General features: G+C 48.4%; 8 protein-coding genes. 2 read left to right on the top strand and 6 right to left on the bottom strand.

Features of this window, described 5'->3' with window-relative positions; genetic code table 11:
* The first annotated feature begins 72 nt into the window (after positions 1-72).
* A complete protein-coding gene (locus tag AC0YNZ_RS14265) occupies positions 73-864 on the top strand; it encodes a DUF2935 domain-containing protein (protein ID WP_475827221.1) in 792 nt (263 codons plus the stop codon).
* Positions 865-935: 71 nt separating this feature from the next.
* On the opposite strand, the gene AC0YNZ_RS14260 is transcribed toward AC0YNZ_RS14265, so the two are convergent.
* The 5 genes from AC0YNZ_RS14260 to AC0YNZ_RS14240 form a co-directional block, all read right to left on the bottom strand.
* Complete coding sequence (locus tag AC0YNZ_RS14260; RefSeq protein WP_475827220.1) at positions 936-2,495, bottom strand: response regulator transcription factor; 1,560 nt, start codon at positions 2,493-2,495, stop codon at positions 936-938.
* Positions 2,496-2,500: 5 nt separating this feature from the next.
* Complete coding sequence (locus AC0YNZ_RS14255; protein ID WP_475827219.1) at positions 2,501-4,246, bottom strand: sensor histidine kinase; 1,746 nt, start codon at positions 4,244-4,246, stop codon at positions 2,501-2,503.
* Between the two features lie 91 nt (positions 4,247-4,337).
* Entirely contained in the window at positions 4,338-6,608 is a 2,271-nt protein-coding gene (locus tag AC0YNZ_RS14250; protein WP_475827218.1) for a glycoside hydrolase family 3 protein, read from the bottom strand.
* Positions 6,609-7,122: 514 nt separating this feature from the next.
* Positions 7,123-8,223 (bottom strand): Gfo/Idh/MocA family protein, encoded by a 1,101-nt coding sequence (locus AC0YNZ_RS14245; RefSeq protein ID WP_475827217.1) that lies wholly within the window; start codon positions 8,221-8,223, stop codon positions 7,123-7,125.
* Between the two features lie 22 nt (positions 8,224-8,245).
* Positions 8,246-9,115, bottom strand: a complete 870-nt coding sequence (locus AC0YNZ_RS14240) for a sugar phosphate isomerase/epimerase family protein (RefSeq protein WP_475827216.1) — start codon at positions 9,113-9,115, stop codon at positions 8,246-8,248.
* 493 nt (positions 9,116-9,608) lie between these two features.
* Here AC0YNZ_RS14240 and AC0YNZ_RS14235 point away from each other — a divergent pair, with 493 nt between their 5' ends.
* Complete coding sequence (locus tag AC0YNZ_RS14235; RefSeq protein WP_475827215.1) at positions 9,609-11,003, top strand: GMC oxidoreductase; 1,395 nt, start codon at positions 9,609-9,611, stop codon at positions 11,001-11,003.
* A gap of 199 nt (positions 11,004-11,202) precedes the next feature.
* Here the strand turns inward: AC0YNZ_RS14235 and AC0YNZ_RS14230 are convergent, their stop codons facing one another.
* Positions 11,203-16,326, bottom strand: a complete 5,124-nt coding sequence (locus tag AC0YNZ_RS14230) for an OmpL47-type beta-barrel domain-containing protein (protein WP_475827214.1) — start codon at positions 16,324-16,326, stop codon at positions 11,203-11,205.
* Positions 16,327-16,439 lie beyond the last annotated feature (113 nt).

Raw genomic sequence — 16,439 nt, 5'->3', positions numbered from 1 at the left:
ATAAAATTCACATACGTGATTACCCCGCCCAATAAGTATTATAGAATACCGAATTCAGGAGGGGTGATAAAATTGTCTAATGCGTTTGTTATGCGCTCGCTGGATGAAATTCGCTTTTGGGCGCGTATCATGAAGGAGCACTCGCTTTTTCTTAAATTAGGCTTCCGGTGCGAGGATACCCAATTAATTGCGGAAGCCAATCAGTTTTATGCTGTGTTTGAAGACATTGAAAGAAGATCGCATGCATACACTACCGCGGCGGATCCTGAACAAATTAAACGGTTTAATACAGAAGTTCATAACGCGGTCTCACACATTTGGGCATTTAAAAGAAAAGTGTTAGGTCTCGTGTTAACCTGCCAAATGCCGGGAGCGAACAATTTTCCTTTGCTGATTGACCATACAAGCAGAGAAGCATTTTATTTTAGAAACCGTCTGGAAGAACTGAATACAGGAAGATTGGAACCGCTCCCGGATGCCATTATTGACGAAAATGTTTTTTTCCTTCGAATTATGGCTGACCATGCCAAATTTATCGGGCATCTGCTTGACCCTTCTGAAAGGCAATTAGTCGATCAGGCGCGTAATTTCAGTCATGACTTTGATCAATTGTTATTTCAAGCAAGAGATTTAGAATCCATGCGGCCTCAATCCCAAACCCTTCCGCTTCTTGACCAATTTCTAGACCAGAATCGGGTATCCGTGCAATCGCTTCGGGATTTCAAAAAGACGGCAAAGGATTTGATCGAAGCCTGCCGCATCAAAAGCATCATCCATCCTCTGCTGGCTGATCATGTGTTCCGCGAAGCGGAAAGGTTCCTGTTCATTATCGACATGTTTGAAAAAAACCTCGAACAGAAATAACCAGGCTGGTAACGGAATGGGCCAATTATGCGCGGCAGTCTGGAGCTTTATGTTCCCGTTCCGGACTGCCGTCAGCCTTTGCGATACTCCTGAGGCGTCATCGTGACTTCTTTTTTAAACAGCGTGGAAAAATAGGAGAAGTTAGAAAATCCTACTGCCAGCGCGACGTTGCTGATCGTCGTATCCGTCATGGACAGCAGTTCCTTCGCCAGATTGATTCTCTCCTTCAGAATGTAATCGGATATCGAGCAGCCTGTTTCTTTCTTAAACAACTTAACGATATAATCCGGACTTAGCCCGATATAATCTGCGATGTACTGCCTGGACAGCTCCTGATCGATGTGAAGCGCAATATACCGCTTGATCCTCTCCACCACCGTCTCGCTCGAATCCAGCCCCCCAATATGAAAAAGCGCTTTCTCAAGCACATCCCTTACCCAATCCTGCAAATCCTTCACGCTGCGTGTTGCCGACAAAATACGTTCGGGCGATAAATGATCCGAGAAAATTTCATCCGCGCGCAGCCCTTGCTGCTGCAGCGTATGCAGAACCATCTGCAGAAAGTTTTGATAAAATTGCTGCAGCCCTCTGGCGCCCAAGCACTCGATTCGTTTCCAGGAATCGAGAAACTGCTGCGACTCATCGATCAGTTTTTTCTTATTCCCCTGCTTAATGAGCTCTGACCATACATGCATGGGAGGCAGCGGGATTTGAGATTCTTTCTTCAATCGCTCGTCAATATAGATGACACGGTCAACGATATTGACTTGGTTCTTTTTGAACGCCATCAAAGCTTCGACCATATCCCGCACTTCATGCGCTTGCACCGTCTTGCCGATCATACAGGATAAGTGGCAATACAAATACTGATTGCATACCTCGATAAAAGCTCTGCAGCGGCTTTTGATCTCAGTGAGGAAAGGGTCGCAGCCTTCCGCCGGCGGCAGGTCCTGCGTGAATACGAGCAACAGGTAGTCTGGATTAATCCGGACGATTTGTGCGCTCGCTGCACGCTGAATAACGACCTCTTCCAATGCGTTGCGCAGCGCATACTCCATAATTTGCGCATCTCGTGCGGTTAATGACTTCTCCCAATGCTGGATGCTGATGACGACCGGCATAAATCTCATAGATCTGGCATATGGAAGCTTCTGCTTGTCGATGACCTCCATCATTTTATTCAAATTAGACGGAATCGCTTGGCTGAGCACATCCTGCCAAAACCGCTCGGCCACCATCGTAGCTGATTCCCGCTCCTTCCTGATCTTCTCGATTAGCTTCGTCATGACCAGCTTCAGCTCATCATGCGGAACCGGTTTTAGCAAATACTCGAAGCTTCCCAGCGAAAGCGCTTTCTTGGCATACTGAAAGTCGGCGTGGCAGGTTAGAAAGATGCACTCGGTTTGAGGATACTCCTCCCTTACCCATTCATAGAGCTCCAACCCGCTGCCCTGCGGCATCTCGATATCGCAAATCATCATATCAAACGGCTGGTTACGAAATTCTTCCTTCGCCTGCCGGAGGTTGCTCGCAATGGACACGCTCACGATGCCTAGCTTTTGCCAGTCCACACTCGATTTAATGCCATTCGCGATAAACGCCTCATCATCAACGATTAATAACCGGTACATCTTCTCTACCTCATTTCTCTCGATAAAGGCAAGATTAGTTCGACTACGGCACCGTTTTCGTTAGAAAATGTAATGCCCGCCTTGTCTCCATATAACAAACGCAATCTGCGCCGCACATTCCAAATTCCGATATGCTCGCCATCTTCATTCATTAAATTCATTTCCTGACGAAGCTTAAGCAGCACTTCCTCGGCGAAGCCGCAGCCTGTGTCATGAATTCGGATGTGCAGCCTTTCTTCAGGCAGCCATTCGGCTTTCACGATCGTTATTTCAATATGGGTGGGCTCATCCGTATTAATCGCGTGCTTGATCGTATTTTCGGCGAAGCTCTGGATGATTAACGGCGGAATATAACATTCTCGCAGCTCGTCCTGAGCGGAGATGGCGTACGTCAAGCTCCCGGGAAACCGGAACTTCTGGATTTTCAAATAATTTTCGGTATGATTGAGCTCATCCTGCAGTAGAACGTAATCCGTCTGGCTGCGAAACGTAAACCGGAAATAGCGGATCAAGGAGAAGGAAAGCTCCTGTATCAATCCGTACTTCTTCTCTTGAGCCAAGTAATAAACAATGTTCAAGCTGTTCAGAAAGAAATGCGGGTTGATCTGCAGCTGCAGCTGTTTAAGCTCCGCTTTCTGGTTATTTAATTGTTCCTCGTAAACGTCAATTTTCAATTGCTGAATGTCGCAAACCATGCTGTTAAACGTCTCGTTCATCATCTCGAATTCATTGGAGGCCGGTTTGTCCGGTATTCGTGCCTCCAGATAGCCTTCTTTGATTTTGCGCATCGCCACAACGATCCGGTTGATCGGCAGCAGGACGACTTTACGCAGAAAATAAACGGAAATCAGCAGGATCAGAATGGAGCCTGTCGCAATGAGCAAAATAATTCTTTGCAAATACGGCAGCTTCTCGAGTATGTTCTGGTCGGGAACCACGGCTACCAATCCGAATTCGCCCATGCCTGACTTCTCGCCAATGATCAGGTATTTGTCATCGGCGCCGGTAAGCCGGTACGTGCCCGACGTGTATGTAAGATCGATTTCATGTTCTTTAAAAAAAGTTTCATCCTGGAGAGGCGCATTGCCTTCATCCACCAGCAGCGATCTGCCTTCCGTACCCAGATCGAGAAGATCCAGCGGTCCCATGACATCCTCCGCATTCACTCCCGCTCCAATGTACAGATTGCCGGCTTTAATAATATGGAGCAGGTAATCCTGCTCTTTCATCTGCAGGACAGTCCACTGATCGGACCGGTAGTGTTCCATCGTTTGCTCATCCTGCAGCAGCCCGGTAATAGCAGCCTTGACGGAATCATTATTCTCATAAGCGGAGCCTGTCAGCTTAGGAGCGAACATAAAGTCCTTGTTCACGGGCGAATAAACGAAGAAATAATCGAGTGCCTTATAGTAAATAGCATTATCTCTCAGCTCCGTAAAAAGCCAGATTCGTTCCAGATTGTACAGATCACTATCGACCTCGGATGGACGGTCGAGAATATATAAGCCGGATTCTTCCGCGGCGAATTTGAGCAGGTAATTGTCGATGTCCTCCAGCGTGACGTCGATTAATCCCATGTAGAGATTAAGCATGTTGCTGTTGGATTGCGCCACTTGGTTGCGGACGACGTCAATCGAATAAAAGTTGTTATATATCAGAAAAGAAACCATCGGCAGCATGATGAGCATAAGTCCTGTTACGAGCTTAAAGCGCAGCGAATTAAAGAGCGATCGATTGTTGTATAATTTCAAGCTCTGTCATGCCCCCTATGCCTGACAATTGAGTAAAGAGCATTTTACCACGAATAGCCGGGGACTGCTCCCCGGCCTTGCTTTTTTCAGACTATTTTCTCCTGGCGTAGCGCCCCGTCCTCTCATCGCTAATGACGCCGCTCCAGTTTAAACCGTAAGCAAAATCGTAGGCATTCCCCTCGGAGTCGACATGTACCTCCATATCATGCGGAACATCTTCCAATTGCTCTTCGACGGTCTTCATATTAGCCGGCATCTGCATCGGCAGCAGTCCTGAAGGCTCCGCTTCACCGGTGAGAATGTCCAGAACCGCCTGATCCTGTACCCCGAAGGCAGCAACAATTGCATCGACTTCCGCTTCAAATTCCGCAACGATCGTAGGCTTCGACAATTGAAGGGATACAATTACCGGCTTGCCGTTCATCGCTTCCTTCGCTTTCAACACCGCTTCCAAGTCCGAACCATTCGTTGCTGCTATCGTTTTGCCTTTATAGGAGCGGTTCAGCACATCCCTTTCATCGCCGGCAATACTCTGCTCTCTAGCGTGCTCTGCCGTATAGGGAGCATATTGCAGACTGATCGGAACGTAGCCGTTTCCGCCGGCTTCCGCATCGGCCTTACTGTATCCGCTGCCGGAATCAGCCCCTGTTATGAACACGATTGCGAAATCTGCTGCCTCAGGGTCATCCGTCACGTTGAAGTATTTCTGGATCACTTCCAAATTAACGGGATAGCCGTCAAACTCAGCAGTAGGGAAGCCGATCCAGTTCGTGCCGGCCGGCCTGTATCGTTTAGGAATGTAAGCTGTCTTCCTTTTCTGCAGAGGAAGAAGCTGATCTTTGTTCTTCAGCAGCACAATTGATTTGAGCTGCGCTTCATAGCCGGCTGTCATATATTCGGCATTGCCGACAATTCGTGCTGTCTCTTCCGTAACGCAATACGGGTTTTCGAATAAGCCGACCCGGAACATATTTTTCAAAAGACGTTCGGCCGATTGCTCGAATCGCCGGCGCATGTAGGCTTCGCCGTGCTCGGCGACGCCTATGAGGTACGCCTCAAGGATTGGAGCCGCATCATTATTTCCGCCGAATTGGTCGACTCCGGCCATAAGCGCCTTGTAATGGCGTTCCGCAACGGAATAGCCCTGCTCAACGCCCCATGAACGACCGCCCGGAAACAAGCGGCTAATGTCGGAGCCTTCGTCGTCCGTTATGCCCCAGTCGGTGCACACGACACCGTCGTAGCCGTATTTATTGCGAAGAAGATCGCCAATAATGTGAGCGTTGTAGGAATTGCCGACATTCTCTCCATTCGCCTGATCTTGATTATACGAAATCGTATAATACGGCATGATGGCAGAAGCCTTCTCCGTTCCTCCCTTCAATTGAAAGGCCCCTTCAAGGAAAGGAACCAGATGCTCTTCGAAGTTGTTGCCCGGGTATACCGCATATTTGCCGTATCCGAAATGAGCATCCCTGCCGCCTTCGCCGGAACCGCCGCCCGGCCAGTGCTTGACCATCGCATTCACGCTGCCTGGCCCCCAACCGTCCGAAGCCGGCTGCTCGTAAGTTGAAGTCTGAAAGCCGTCGATATAGGCTCTCGCCAAATCCGCCGATAGTCTCGAATCTTCTCCGAACGTGCCGTCAAAGCGTGACCAGCGCGGATCGGTCGCGATATCGATCTGGGGGGAAAGAGCCGTTGCAATGCCGAGCGCCCTGTATTCCTTAGCGGCAATCTCGCCAAACCGCTGCACAAGCCCGGGATCAAACGCCGCTGCAAGTCCGAGCGTTTCCGGCCACATGGAAATCGCGCCTCCCACCCCTGCATTATATTCTTTGCTGGCATCGGAGCCATGGCGCGGATCACTGCTGTTATTGGCCGGGATGCCGAGACCGATGCCTTCCGCTAAGGCTTGGACTTTATTATTCCAGCGGGCTGCAATTTCAGGGCTTTCAACAGAAGTAATCAGCACATGCCGCAGATGATCTTTCGTAAGAAACTCAATTTGTTCATCCGATAGATCATGCGGCTTCGCTCCGCTCTCCGCATATGTCTTCCCGTTATAAGCAGCGGGGAAAAATCCGCCCGAAGCCGGTACAGCCTGGTGCGCGCTGTACAGCATCAGACCGGCGATTTGCTGGATGGACATTTTAGAAGCCAAATCCTTTGCCCGCACGTCGGCCGGCAAGCGCCAGTCCTCATACTTATCCAGCTTCCCGTCTTTGTTAAGGTCTTTAAACGCAAATCCTCCGTCAAAAATAATCTTTACGCCTGAATCGTCCGAATACCCTAAAGTAGGACCACCTTCATTCGTTATATATGAAACCGCTTCCGTTTTTTCTTTCGCCCATTCTTTATTCATTGCCGTACAGCCTCCTTGACCAATGGTTTAAACTCGGCACTTCCTCCGTCTTCCTCATTGTAGTTCGATTTGAAGCGGCCAACTACCAAATTACCGACTTTTCACTTTCAATATTCAGACCTGTTTGCGAATTCCCGCTCACGTGCAGAGAGGGGGAATCCGCGAAAAAGTGGTAAGCCAGCTTGGAAAACAGCTTGCTTTGATCAACAATGGCGCGAAAAGTTAAATGGCGGTACAGGGGGTTAGTCCTGAACCGCCAATTCTTTATTTCGATCGATTGCTGCTTTCAGTGACAACATTTCGTTTATTAATTCGATTTCACAAAACTAAAATGCACTCGAAATGCGAGAATGGCGGATTAGCTCTATTTTGCAAACGTAATCGGTCATTTTTAGAAGCTGCTCTCCCAATATGCTGATTAATTAGGCAAAATCAAACTAAATCGCCGTTATCGGATAACGATCTGCGAATAGGTTCAGAAAATCGAATTAAAGCGGTTCAATGGAGATATCTATTAAAAATGTACGACTTCGCCCGTTTCGGCTGAAGTATAAATAGCTTCTAATATTTGCGTGACAACGTAGGCCTGCTCCGGTTTGACGAGAGGCTCTGTATCGTTAATAATGCTTTCAAGCCATTGTCTCGCCTCTTTCACGCCCTCCTCCTCGGCACCCGGGCCGAAATAGGCGATGCCGCCGCTGAAGGACGGTTTCGTTTCTACAAGCTGACCGTACTTCGTGCTGTTAAAAATCACATCGTTTTTGCCTAGAACAGAGCTGGCTCTCATTTCTGCTCCGCCCTCCGTTCCGCAAAGCGTAGTCATCGCTTCTCTGGCATCAATTGTATTTAGCGCCCATGCCGCTTCTAAGAAAATCGTAGCTCCGTTCTCCATCTTGATGAATCCGAATGCGGAGTCTTCTACATCATATTTTTGCGGATCCCATGGGCCCATCATATTGCCTTCATACTTGTCCGCCATTTTATGAAAAACGGAACCGGATACCGATTTCGGCTTATAGTTGTCCATGAACCATAATGCTAAATCCAGCGCATGGGTTCCCAAATCGATCAACGGCCCGCCGCCCTGCTGCTCTTTGTCAAGGAATACGCCCCAAGTAGGCACTCCCCGTCTGCGAACGGCATGCGCTTTGGATAGATAAATATCTCCAAGCTCACCCTCGCGGCATGCTGTATACAAGATCTGAGAATCATTTCTAAACCTGTTCTGGTAACCTATCGTCAGCTTCTTCCCTGTCCGCTTCGCGGCATCCACCATTTTTTTGGCTTCAATAGAATTGATGGCCATCGGTTTTTCACACATCACATGCTTGCCTGCTTCCAGCGCATCTACCGTTATATAGGAATGCTGCAGGTTAGGGGTCAGGACATGGACAACATCGATGGATTCATCCTTTAGCAATTCCTTATAATCAACGTAAACCTTAGCATCTTCGCTGCCGAAATTTTTGGCCGCTTTCCGGGCGCTCTCTTCAATGACATCGCAGAATGCTACCATTTCGCCCAATTGCGGAAGTTTGGCTAACGATGGCATATGTTTTTGGTTGGCAATACCGCCGCATCCGATGATTCCGATCTTCAATTTTTTATTGTTCATGTTATTATCTCCTCCTTATGGTCTACACAAATTTTTGCAGTAAGGTTAGATCTTTGCGGATGCTGCCAAACTTGTCCTCCGACTCGCCCTCGTTCTCAACGAGCGCATAACGGACATGTCCCATTGACCGGATTTGCTCGTACACGGCGGCAAAATCGAAAATACCGGTGCCGAGATCAACGAAATCGCCAGGGCCTACATATTTCCGGTAGACTTCAAATGATTCAAGCGATTCGTCGCCGCCCTGCCGCATAGCCTCCATAATATTAAGCTGGGTCGCAAGGTTTTTGCTTAAATCCTTCTGATGGATCATATCGCAGCGGTCTCCAAGCTTCTCCAGAACGGCAACCGGATCTATACCCGCACGCATCACCCATGCCAGATCAATTTCAAATTTCACATAGGATGGATCGGTATTTTGCAAAAGCAGGTCGAACAGCGTTTGATCGCCGATCGTCTTAAACTCATGGGCATGATTGTGCAGATAGAACTGAAAGCCGCCCTCTTTCATTTTCTTGCCGATGCTGTTCATCTGTTCAGCTGCTCTCAGCGTGTCCTCACGGTCTTTTATCCACACGGACGGAAGTACGATGCCTTCACATTCAAGGCCCGCATAGTACTTCATCACACTGTCCCAATCATGCGAAATCAGTTCTTGACCCGGTGCAGTGCCCTCATGAACGGAGACCGCCTTAAGTCCAAGCTCCCGCAATTTATCTCTAACCGATTCCACAGGAATCTCATCGATATAACGTTTAAAAGTCTTCATATTGAATCCGATAAGCTCAATATTTTCATACCCTGCTTCGGCGACCTTCTCCAGCGTCCCAAAATAATCTTCGCCTAGTTCCCTGTAAACGGAAAAAATATTAATACCTGCCGCAATCGTCATTTGATCACATACCCCCGTCTCGATTGGATGAGCTTCATTACTTGAATGGTTGTTCTTATCTATTATGATAGAACACCGCAGCCTTTCTATCTTTCACGTATCCGTCATTTCCCTATTGAATTTCCGCACTATTGCCTACCAATAGAAGAAATACATTCCGATTCACGTCCGCATAGAAACTATTCCATCCAGAGGTCATTTCAGATTGGGCTTCGATTATAATGGTTTCTTACTGGTAATACTATTTCCATTAATATGCAGAGATTGATGTTTCATCTCATTGTGATGAACGGGTGGGCAAAATGTCGACCTACGGGCTCTCCTTTTCCTTAATCCGCAAATTAAAAATCCCGACATGAATATCCCCGGCAGAAAAGTGACCCTCCCCCGGTCAAACCGGCCCACCATAAACGGTCCCGCTCTCCCCATTTGCCCTCCTGATATTCCTTCACAATTTATGCCGGAATGGATTCCGACCACTCCTTTGGAGAAGATGGCGCAAACGGATTACGATGTGGTCATTATAGGTAGCGGCGCCGGGGGAGGTGCAGTTCTGTTGAGGCTTTGCGAGCAGTGGAAAAAACAAGGAAAAAAGATCGGAATGGTAGAATCCGGTGAAGCCCCAATGCCTACCCATGTACAAAACATCGCTACAATGAACGGCAGCCGGGCGAACAGTTATTTAGCCAATCCCCTCATTTCAAAGCCCATTGGCGATTTCCTTCCGGAATTTCCAGGTGCGCTGCTCATTTCGCTGCTTGGCGGAAGAACGATATTTTGGGGTGCGGTATGCCCGCGGATGCATGCTTCCGATCTGAAGGACTGGCCAATCTCTCCCCAAGAGATGGATTCATACTATAACATTGCCGAAGAAGTAATGAATGTAACGCCATTTTACGCGCAAGGCTCCTTTACGGAAACGCTGCTTAACCGCATGAGAAAAAACGGCTTTCCGGAAGCGATACGCACTCCGGTAGCCGCCGACATGGAAGCAACAAGCTATGGACAAATTCATTCCAATGTTATTTTCAGCTCGATCGTGTTCCTCGGAAGAGCTTTAAATGAGCTTTCATTTGATTTGGCGGTCAGAGCAAGAGCCGTCCAAATTGTGACGGAGCACGGAGGCGTATCGGGAGTATGGGTCATGTCGAAGGATAAAAAACCTTATTTCCTCAAAGCGAAAACAGTCGTCGTTTCGGCGAGTACGCTGGAAACTCCCTGCCTCTTGCTGTACTCCGGAATTCCGGGGAATGCAATTGGCCATTACTTAACGAACCATTCCAGTGTGTTTACTCCCTCCCTTATCGGACGCGAGCAGTTTCCGGAGATTATAGGAAATCTGGGTATCCTGGTTCCGTACTCCAATCTGCGGCCCTATCAAATCCAAATCGGCTCGAATTTCTGGTCTCAATATGAGGAAAAACTTGTCAGCGATAAACTGGAAGTTGGCCTGCTCGGTTTCGGCAAGGTCGAGCCGCGGTTTGAAAACAAAGTGAGCCTCGATCCCGAGCGAAGAGACGAATATGGCGTAACGCTGATCCGGGTCAACTTCTCCTATAGCGAGAAAGATCAATTCGTCATTCGCCAAATGGCGAATGGCCTCATACGTGCATCCGAAGCTATGGGAACGCAGTTGGTAACCAAAAACGGCGTGCCCGACATCTGTATGCGCCCGCCGGGAAGACCTTTCCATGATACGGGGACGTGCCGGATGGGCGACAATCCATTGACCTCCGCAACGAACCGTTATGGTCAAATCCACGGCATATCCGGCCTCTATGTAGCTGATAACAGCGTTTTGCCTTCCTCTGGAGGCGCCAATCCCACTCTAACGACCGTGGCTCTGGCGATTCGCACGGCAGATTATATCGCGGGGCAAATGAAGTAACCATTTTTCTTCATAATCCATCCCTCCACTTTGATATTCAAATACAAAAATGAATAATTGCCCCCTATTATAAGGAGGAGGGCGCTTAGGCCCTTCTCCCGTAACGTATCATGATTCTTCTTAGTGATTACCGGATTGTTCATGAGGTACTGTGACGGTTACAGTTGCAACCGTTATGTTGTCCATTGCTGCCCTCATTTTATTGTGAGACCGTAATCGTGATCGTCTCGCTGGAGGTTTCACCCGCCGCGTTCACCAACACGCCACGGTACTCGTAAACGCCAGGTGCCCTGCCCGAAATATTTGTTACGGCATGTTGGGCATTCGTCCCAGACTCAACCAGCGTCAACGTATCGATCAATTTCCCATCCTCATACAAGCGATATTCGGAACCGTTCGTTCCCCACCACATATTCATCGTCACCTTGTAGCTGCCGTTGTTATCCCAATTGTCGTGGGACAATACCGGTTTGCCGGGAGCAGCATCCGTTACTTTGACGACAAGCGCGGCGCATGCCGTTGTTCCGTAGGTGTTGATCAGTTCACAGGTATACGTGTAAGTTCCGTTCTTTTTGCCTGTTATATTTGTTGCGACGGTCTGTGCAGCCGGCGATTTATCGGTCAGGCTCTTCGTTGCGATCAGCTTGCCGTTCTCGTACAGCTTGAACGTTGTGCCATTATTCCCCCACCACATATTCATGGTGACGGTGTAGCTGCCGTCCTTCAGTCCCGTTTCCTGCCCATTGTTGTCGGATAACACGGGTTTCCCGGGAACGCCGCCCGCAAGCGGCGTCACATCGTGCAGCCAGTTGGCCCAGCGGACCAGCACGGCTGCCTGTTGCGCCGAGAACACTTTCCCGCTTTGCTTATTCACATCTTGAATATAAGCTTGCAGCAGATTACGCGCTTCCGCGCCTTTTCTTTGCGCGGCTTTCGCTTTGGCGCTTTCCAGCTTCAGCTTCAGCGATGCCGCGATGCTTTCCGAACCCGGTGCACCCGTCTCGGCCGCGAACGATCCGGTTAGTGCGGCCAAGCTATCGAATGTCGCATATACGGAATAGGAGAAGTCGATTGACTGATGCTGTCCCGCCATGTCCTCCGCTTCCGCCGTTACAGTATGAACCCCAGGCTCCAAGGTATAGGCCTTAGTTTGAACCAATGGATTGCCGCATGATGAACGGTATACGCTCGAAATGACATCGGTTGCGCTGCAGGAAATGGCTATTTGCTGATCGATCGTGTATGATGACGCGCCAGCTATTTCCACGATAGGAGCTGTAAGATCGATTTTGACATCCAGTGCTTTCGCTTCAAATGGTCTGTTTACGATACGATACAATATCCGATGCGTTCCCTCTTGATTCAAGACAACTGGCGCGTCGTAGACCGTCCAATTGTTCCCGCCATCCAGACTGTATCCCGCCTTATCTGATGGCGACAATGTCATCGCAACAGGCACTGTATACCATCCGTTCAAACCATTTGGCGCAGCGGGATCCACGGATGCCTCAATTACAGTCTTATCGATGTTAACGACAACGGTGTGCGCGGCTTCAACGTTGCCTGCAAAGTCTACACTCCAATAGACTAACGTGTGCGTTCCCTCTGCGGTCAACGTAACCGCATTCCCGGTTTGCTGCGCGCCGCCGTCTACGGTGTAATAGGTTGACGCAACGCCGGAATCTGCATCAGCAGCATTAAAGCTTACCTTCGTATCCGTATTTACCCATCCCTGCGGCGCATCATCTGTTGTCACCGGAGGCGTCAGGTCTGCCGCTTTCACTACCCCGTGCAATCTCAGTTCAGCCATATTGCCAAACCATCCATTCGGATTGTACATGCGGATATAACGGTACGATGCGGGGGCGCTAACCGCCAACGTTTGCCAAACCGCTGTAGAGGACGCTGCTTTCGAAAGAGTCGTCCACGTCACATTATCATTGGACCCCTGGACAATTGCCCCCCTGATTCTGGAATATAAATTATTATCTTGTCTTGCAAGCACCTCCACACCGGAAAGCGCGGCTTGATTACCTTCTTTAAAGTCAAAGATAATGTAGCTTCCCGATCCGCCGCCGTTTAAGCGGTAGTCGGAAGACGTGCTGGTATTGTTGTCAAATAAATAATTTGTCTGTTTCAATGTTTCTGCTGCTGTTCTTCCTGAACTTGTAGTGGAGTCAATTAATTTGGTAATGCCAACCACATTTTGAATCAGATCCGACTCATCGGCTAGATACAGCTTGGAGTTGTCGGTTGTAAAATACGTTGTTTCTCCAATTGTCCCGTCATTCTTTTTGTAGTCGATGGAGAATTTAACCGGGCCTGTTTGTACACTTCCATTCAAGGTCGCCACAGCCGTCCAGTTGATATTGTCCTGCGTGCTGATCGCTGCATCTTGGCCTTGAATCTTTACAGTTACGTTATTGATCGTTTCTTTTGCTTTGATCGTTAATTTTGCCGTATTGCCCAGCACAATTCTGCCGTTGATGCTCTGATCGGAGCCAATCGAAACCGACTCCAGCTTGTTATTCGTCTCGTGGCGCTCTCCATAGATTCTGAATTCGCCGAGTTCAAGCAAATTCAGAATATTACCGCGAAGAACATCCGGCTGAGGATCAATCATTTCCATTTTGATTAATCGGAATTTCACATTTTTGTATGCATCATCCACTTGAAGTGTTGTCATGTCATCGACAAACGGCGTTTGCCCGGAGGTGATCCGCGTCCAATTGTCCCCGTCGTTGGACCCGAATACTGTCATACCCGCCATGCGGTCCGTAAAATTCATCCTGCCTTCGAAAGCAAAAGCATCGGCCGAAACTTTATAATCCGGACCGAAATCCAGGATATGGTACAAATTCGGATACGGAGCCAGCGTATAGCCCGGAAACGTGTTATCATTGCCATCCACGAGCAGCGAAATCGCGTTGCCAAAGGTGGATGTTACAATATTGGTATAATCTATGCTTCCGTCTTTTAATGAAGGGGTCAACAACTGAAGACTTTCGGCCGCGCTCCTCAAGATTGCCAATTGCTGATAGAAAGCTGCATCCGACGCAGTCTCAATCTGACTCATCGTTTCATTATACTTGGCTTGATAATGATTCAGCGATACGGTTACGTAGCTGGTGTTTGGATTGTAAAGCGCCGTTGCGGCTGCTGCTGCCGAAACCCGGTCACCGGCGACGATAATATTGACATTCTTGGTTGTAAGCGTAGTGCCGTCAGAAGCCTGGGCGATAAAAGAATACGTTCCGGCTTGCGTCGGCTCCCAGGAAAATGCTCCTGTACCCGTATTGAACGCAACGCCTTCCGGCTTATTCGAAAGCTCATAAGCAATGACATCCGCCGTGCCCGAATCGGTAGCGGAAAAATCCAAAGTCACAGGCGCCCCGGCAAAAGCAATGATATTCAAATCCGGCTTTCCTGTTTTAAATACCGGAGGTGTCAGTTGTTCGCCTGCTTTGACATTGAAGTGGTCAATGTCGACTTTCGTACCGTTTCCTTTTACATTCATAAAAACAAGGCTGTAATCGCCGTCAAGCTGCCCATAGGACACTTGACTGATTCCCATGTCATAGGTTATATATTTCCACTGGCCCTGCGTATCCGGCAGCGTCAACGAATGGTAAGGCGTCGAACCTATTTCTTTGCTCAACTCTAATTTAGCTGTGCCGTCTGTCCGGAACTTTAATCCGATGAGACGCGAATTCGTGCGATCAGCATACGACAGATTCTGTACGGCAATCTTGCTTCCTTCCGGCGTTGCCGTAAACTCCACATAGGAGGTATCTCCTTCTTGCATGGCAGCGGTATTGCCGTCAAATTTCGTGTACCGCTCTTCTGGCTCTACCAACGCTGCATTTGGCTGCTCCTTGGGAAGATACTTTGCCCCCTCGGTCTCAGCCTCCTGCGGAATGTAAATCCAGAAGTCTCCGCCTCCATCGACACTATCCCAAGCCTGAGAAAAGGCCCCTTTATAGTAATAATTAGAAGGGCTTCGCTTGGTAAATGCTTCATATAAGTATGGAGCTTTCTCCGCTAGATTGACCCCTTTTACATACGTATAGTAATAGTACATATCCCAAAACAATGCCGTATTCGTTCTTCCTTTGTAAGAGTCCGAGAACTTCTGATAGATGCCCCATATCGTCCCATCCGGATGAGTGGAGAACGGAACGGGTACCCAAGGCGTGTCATATCCGAGCATGTACTTCCAAAAAAAGTCGGCAGCGGCTAAAAATCGATCATCCAGAAACTCATAATAGCCTACAGCATCGTCATTGGTGGATACGGTTCCTTCCACCGGGTCGACTTTGGTTCCTTGGGCGATAAACATACGCGACAGGATTGCCGAATTCGTTAAGTCACCGGCGCCATGCGCCTGGTCTCGTCCCATCTCCACATGCTGTACGACCGGCTTGTCCAATTTCTCGCCTGTCGCTGCATTGGTGTCGATCAGCCGGAACAGCTGCTTGATCGATCCGTTGAAACCCTGATTTACTGCCGTCTTATTAACGGTGGCCCATTCGACAGCCTCATTATATCTCTCTCTGTTTTCGGTAAAGATATAACCGGCCATCGCTCCGAGCAAAGGATAATTATGCTGATTCATAAAATGGTTGTTATCATGCATAAAGGTTTCGATTGCCGGCGTAATCAGGTTATTCGTAAAATCGGCCGTATCTTTGTCCGTCCACTTCAGCTCTTCGGCTTGATAACTGGAATACCTTAAGATTTCAGCAGCAGTGACCATCCGGTTGAGCGGAATGCCCGTATGAATATGCGCATCAGTAAAATATTGATATTTCGCGGGATCCATCTGGGACCATATGCGGATAATATGCATCGCATTTGCCCGATAAACCTCTTCGCCGGTTATATAGTACATAAGCGCTTGTGTATACGCTTTCAATCCATCGGTTATAAATCTCTGATTAAAACCCTGACTGTCGAAAGCAGTGACGGCAGGTTTCGTCGGATCCGTAGAGCTCTCGTTGCTGGACGTAACCGTTTTTGAAGCGGATGAAGATACAGTCATGGCCTTGTAATAGGAATACCAAGGTTCTTTTTGAGCTAACACCTGTGTTCTCATGTTTTCTAGAATCGCTTTGGTTACTCCGACACCCGGATGAGTAAAACCATTGGTAACGGTTTCATTAATTTCGACGGTATAACCTGATCCCGCCGTTTCCCCGGCACCCGATTCCTCCGCTGAAACCGCTCCAATCGGCGCAAGCGTTGAAAACATGGTCACTGCTACAACTACTGCCAGCAGACGCCTCCATTGATCTCTGAAATGAAATACAGCTCTACGTTTCATTCGGCTCCTCCTAAATAAGATATAAATAGATTTTTAAGGATGATCTTTGTACAGCACAAAAAAGTCATCCTTTTTTTAATTATGGATGATCCTTTCAGCTTATGAAATGAAGT

The sequence above is a fragment of the Paenibacillus sp. J2L1-98 genome (assembly GCF_056269405.1).
Note: the sequence above shows the minus strand (reverse complement) of the source record. Positions and strands in the feature narration are given on the sequence as shown.

What these genes read in the sequence shown, in the direction of transcription:
- AC0YNZ_RS14260 (WP_475827220.1), bottom strand. Translation starts at nt 2,495, where the DNA reads ATGTACCGGTTATTAATCGTTGATGATGAGGCGTTTATCGCGAATGGC.
- AC0YNZ_RS14230 (WP_475827214.1), bottom strand. Translation starts at nt 16,326, where the DNA reads ATGAAACGTAGAGCTGTATTTCATTTCAGAGATCAATGGAGGCGTCTG.
- AC0YNZ_RS14240 (WP_475827216.1), bottom strand. Translation starts at nt 9,115, where the DNA reads ATGACGATTGCGGCAGGTATTAATATTTTTTCCGTTTACAGGGAACTA.
- AC0YNZ_RS14245 (WP_475827217.1), bottom strand. Translation starts at nt 8,223, where the DNA reads ATGAACAATAAAAAATTGAAGATCGGAATCATCGGATGCGGCGGTATT.
- AC0YNZ_RS14235 (WP_475827215.1), top strand. Translation starts at nt 9,609, where the DNA reads ATGGCGCAAACGGATTACGATGTGGTCATTATAGGTAGCGGCGCCGGG.
- AC0YNZ_RS14250 (WP_475827218.1), bottom strand. Translation starts at nt 6,608, where the DNA reads ATGAATAAAGAATGGGCGAAAGAAAAAACGGAAGCGGTTTCATATATA.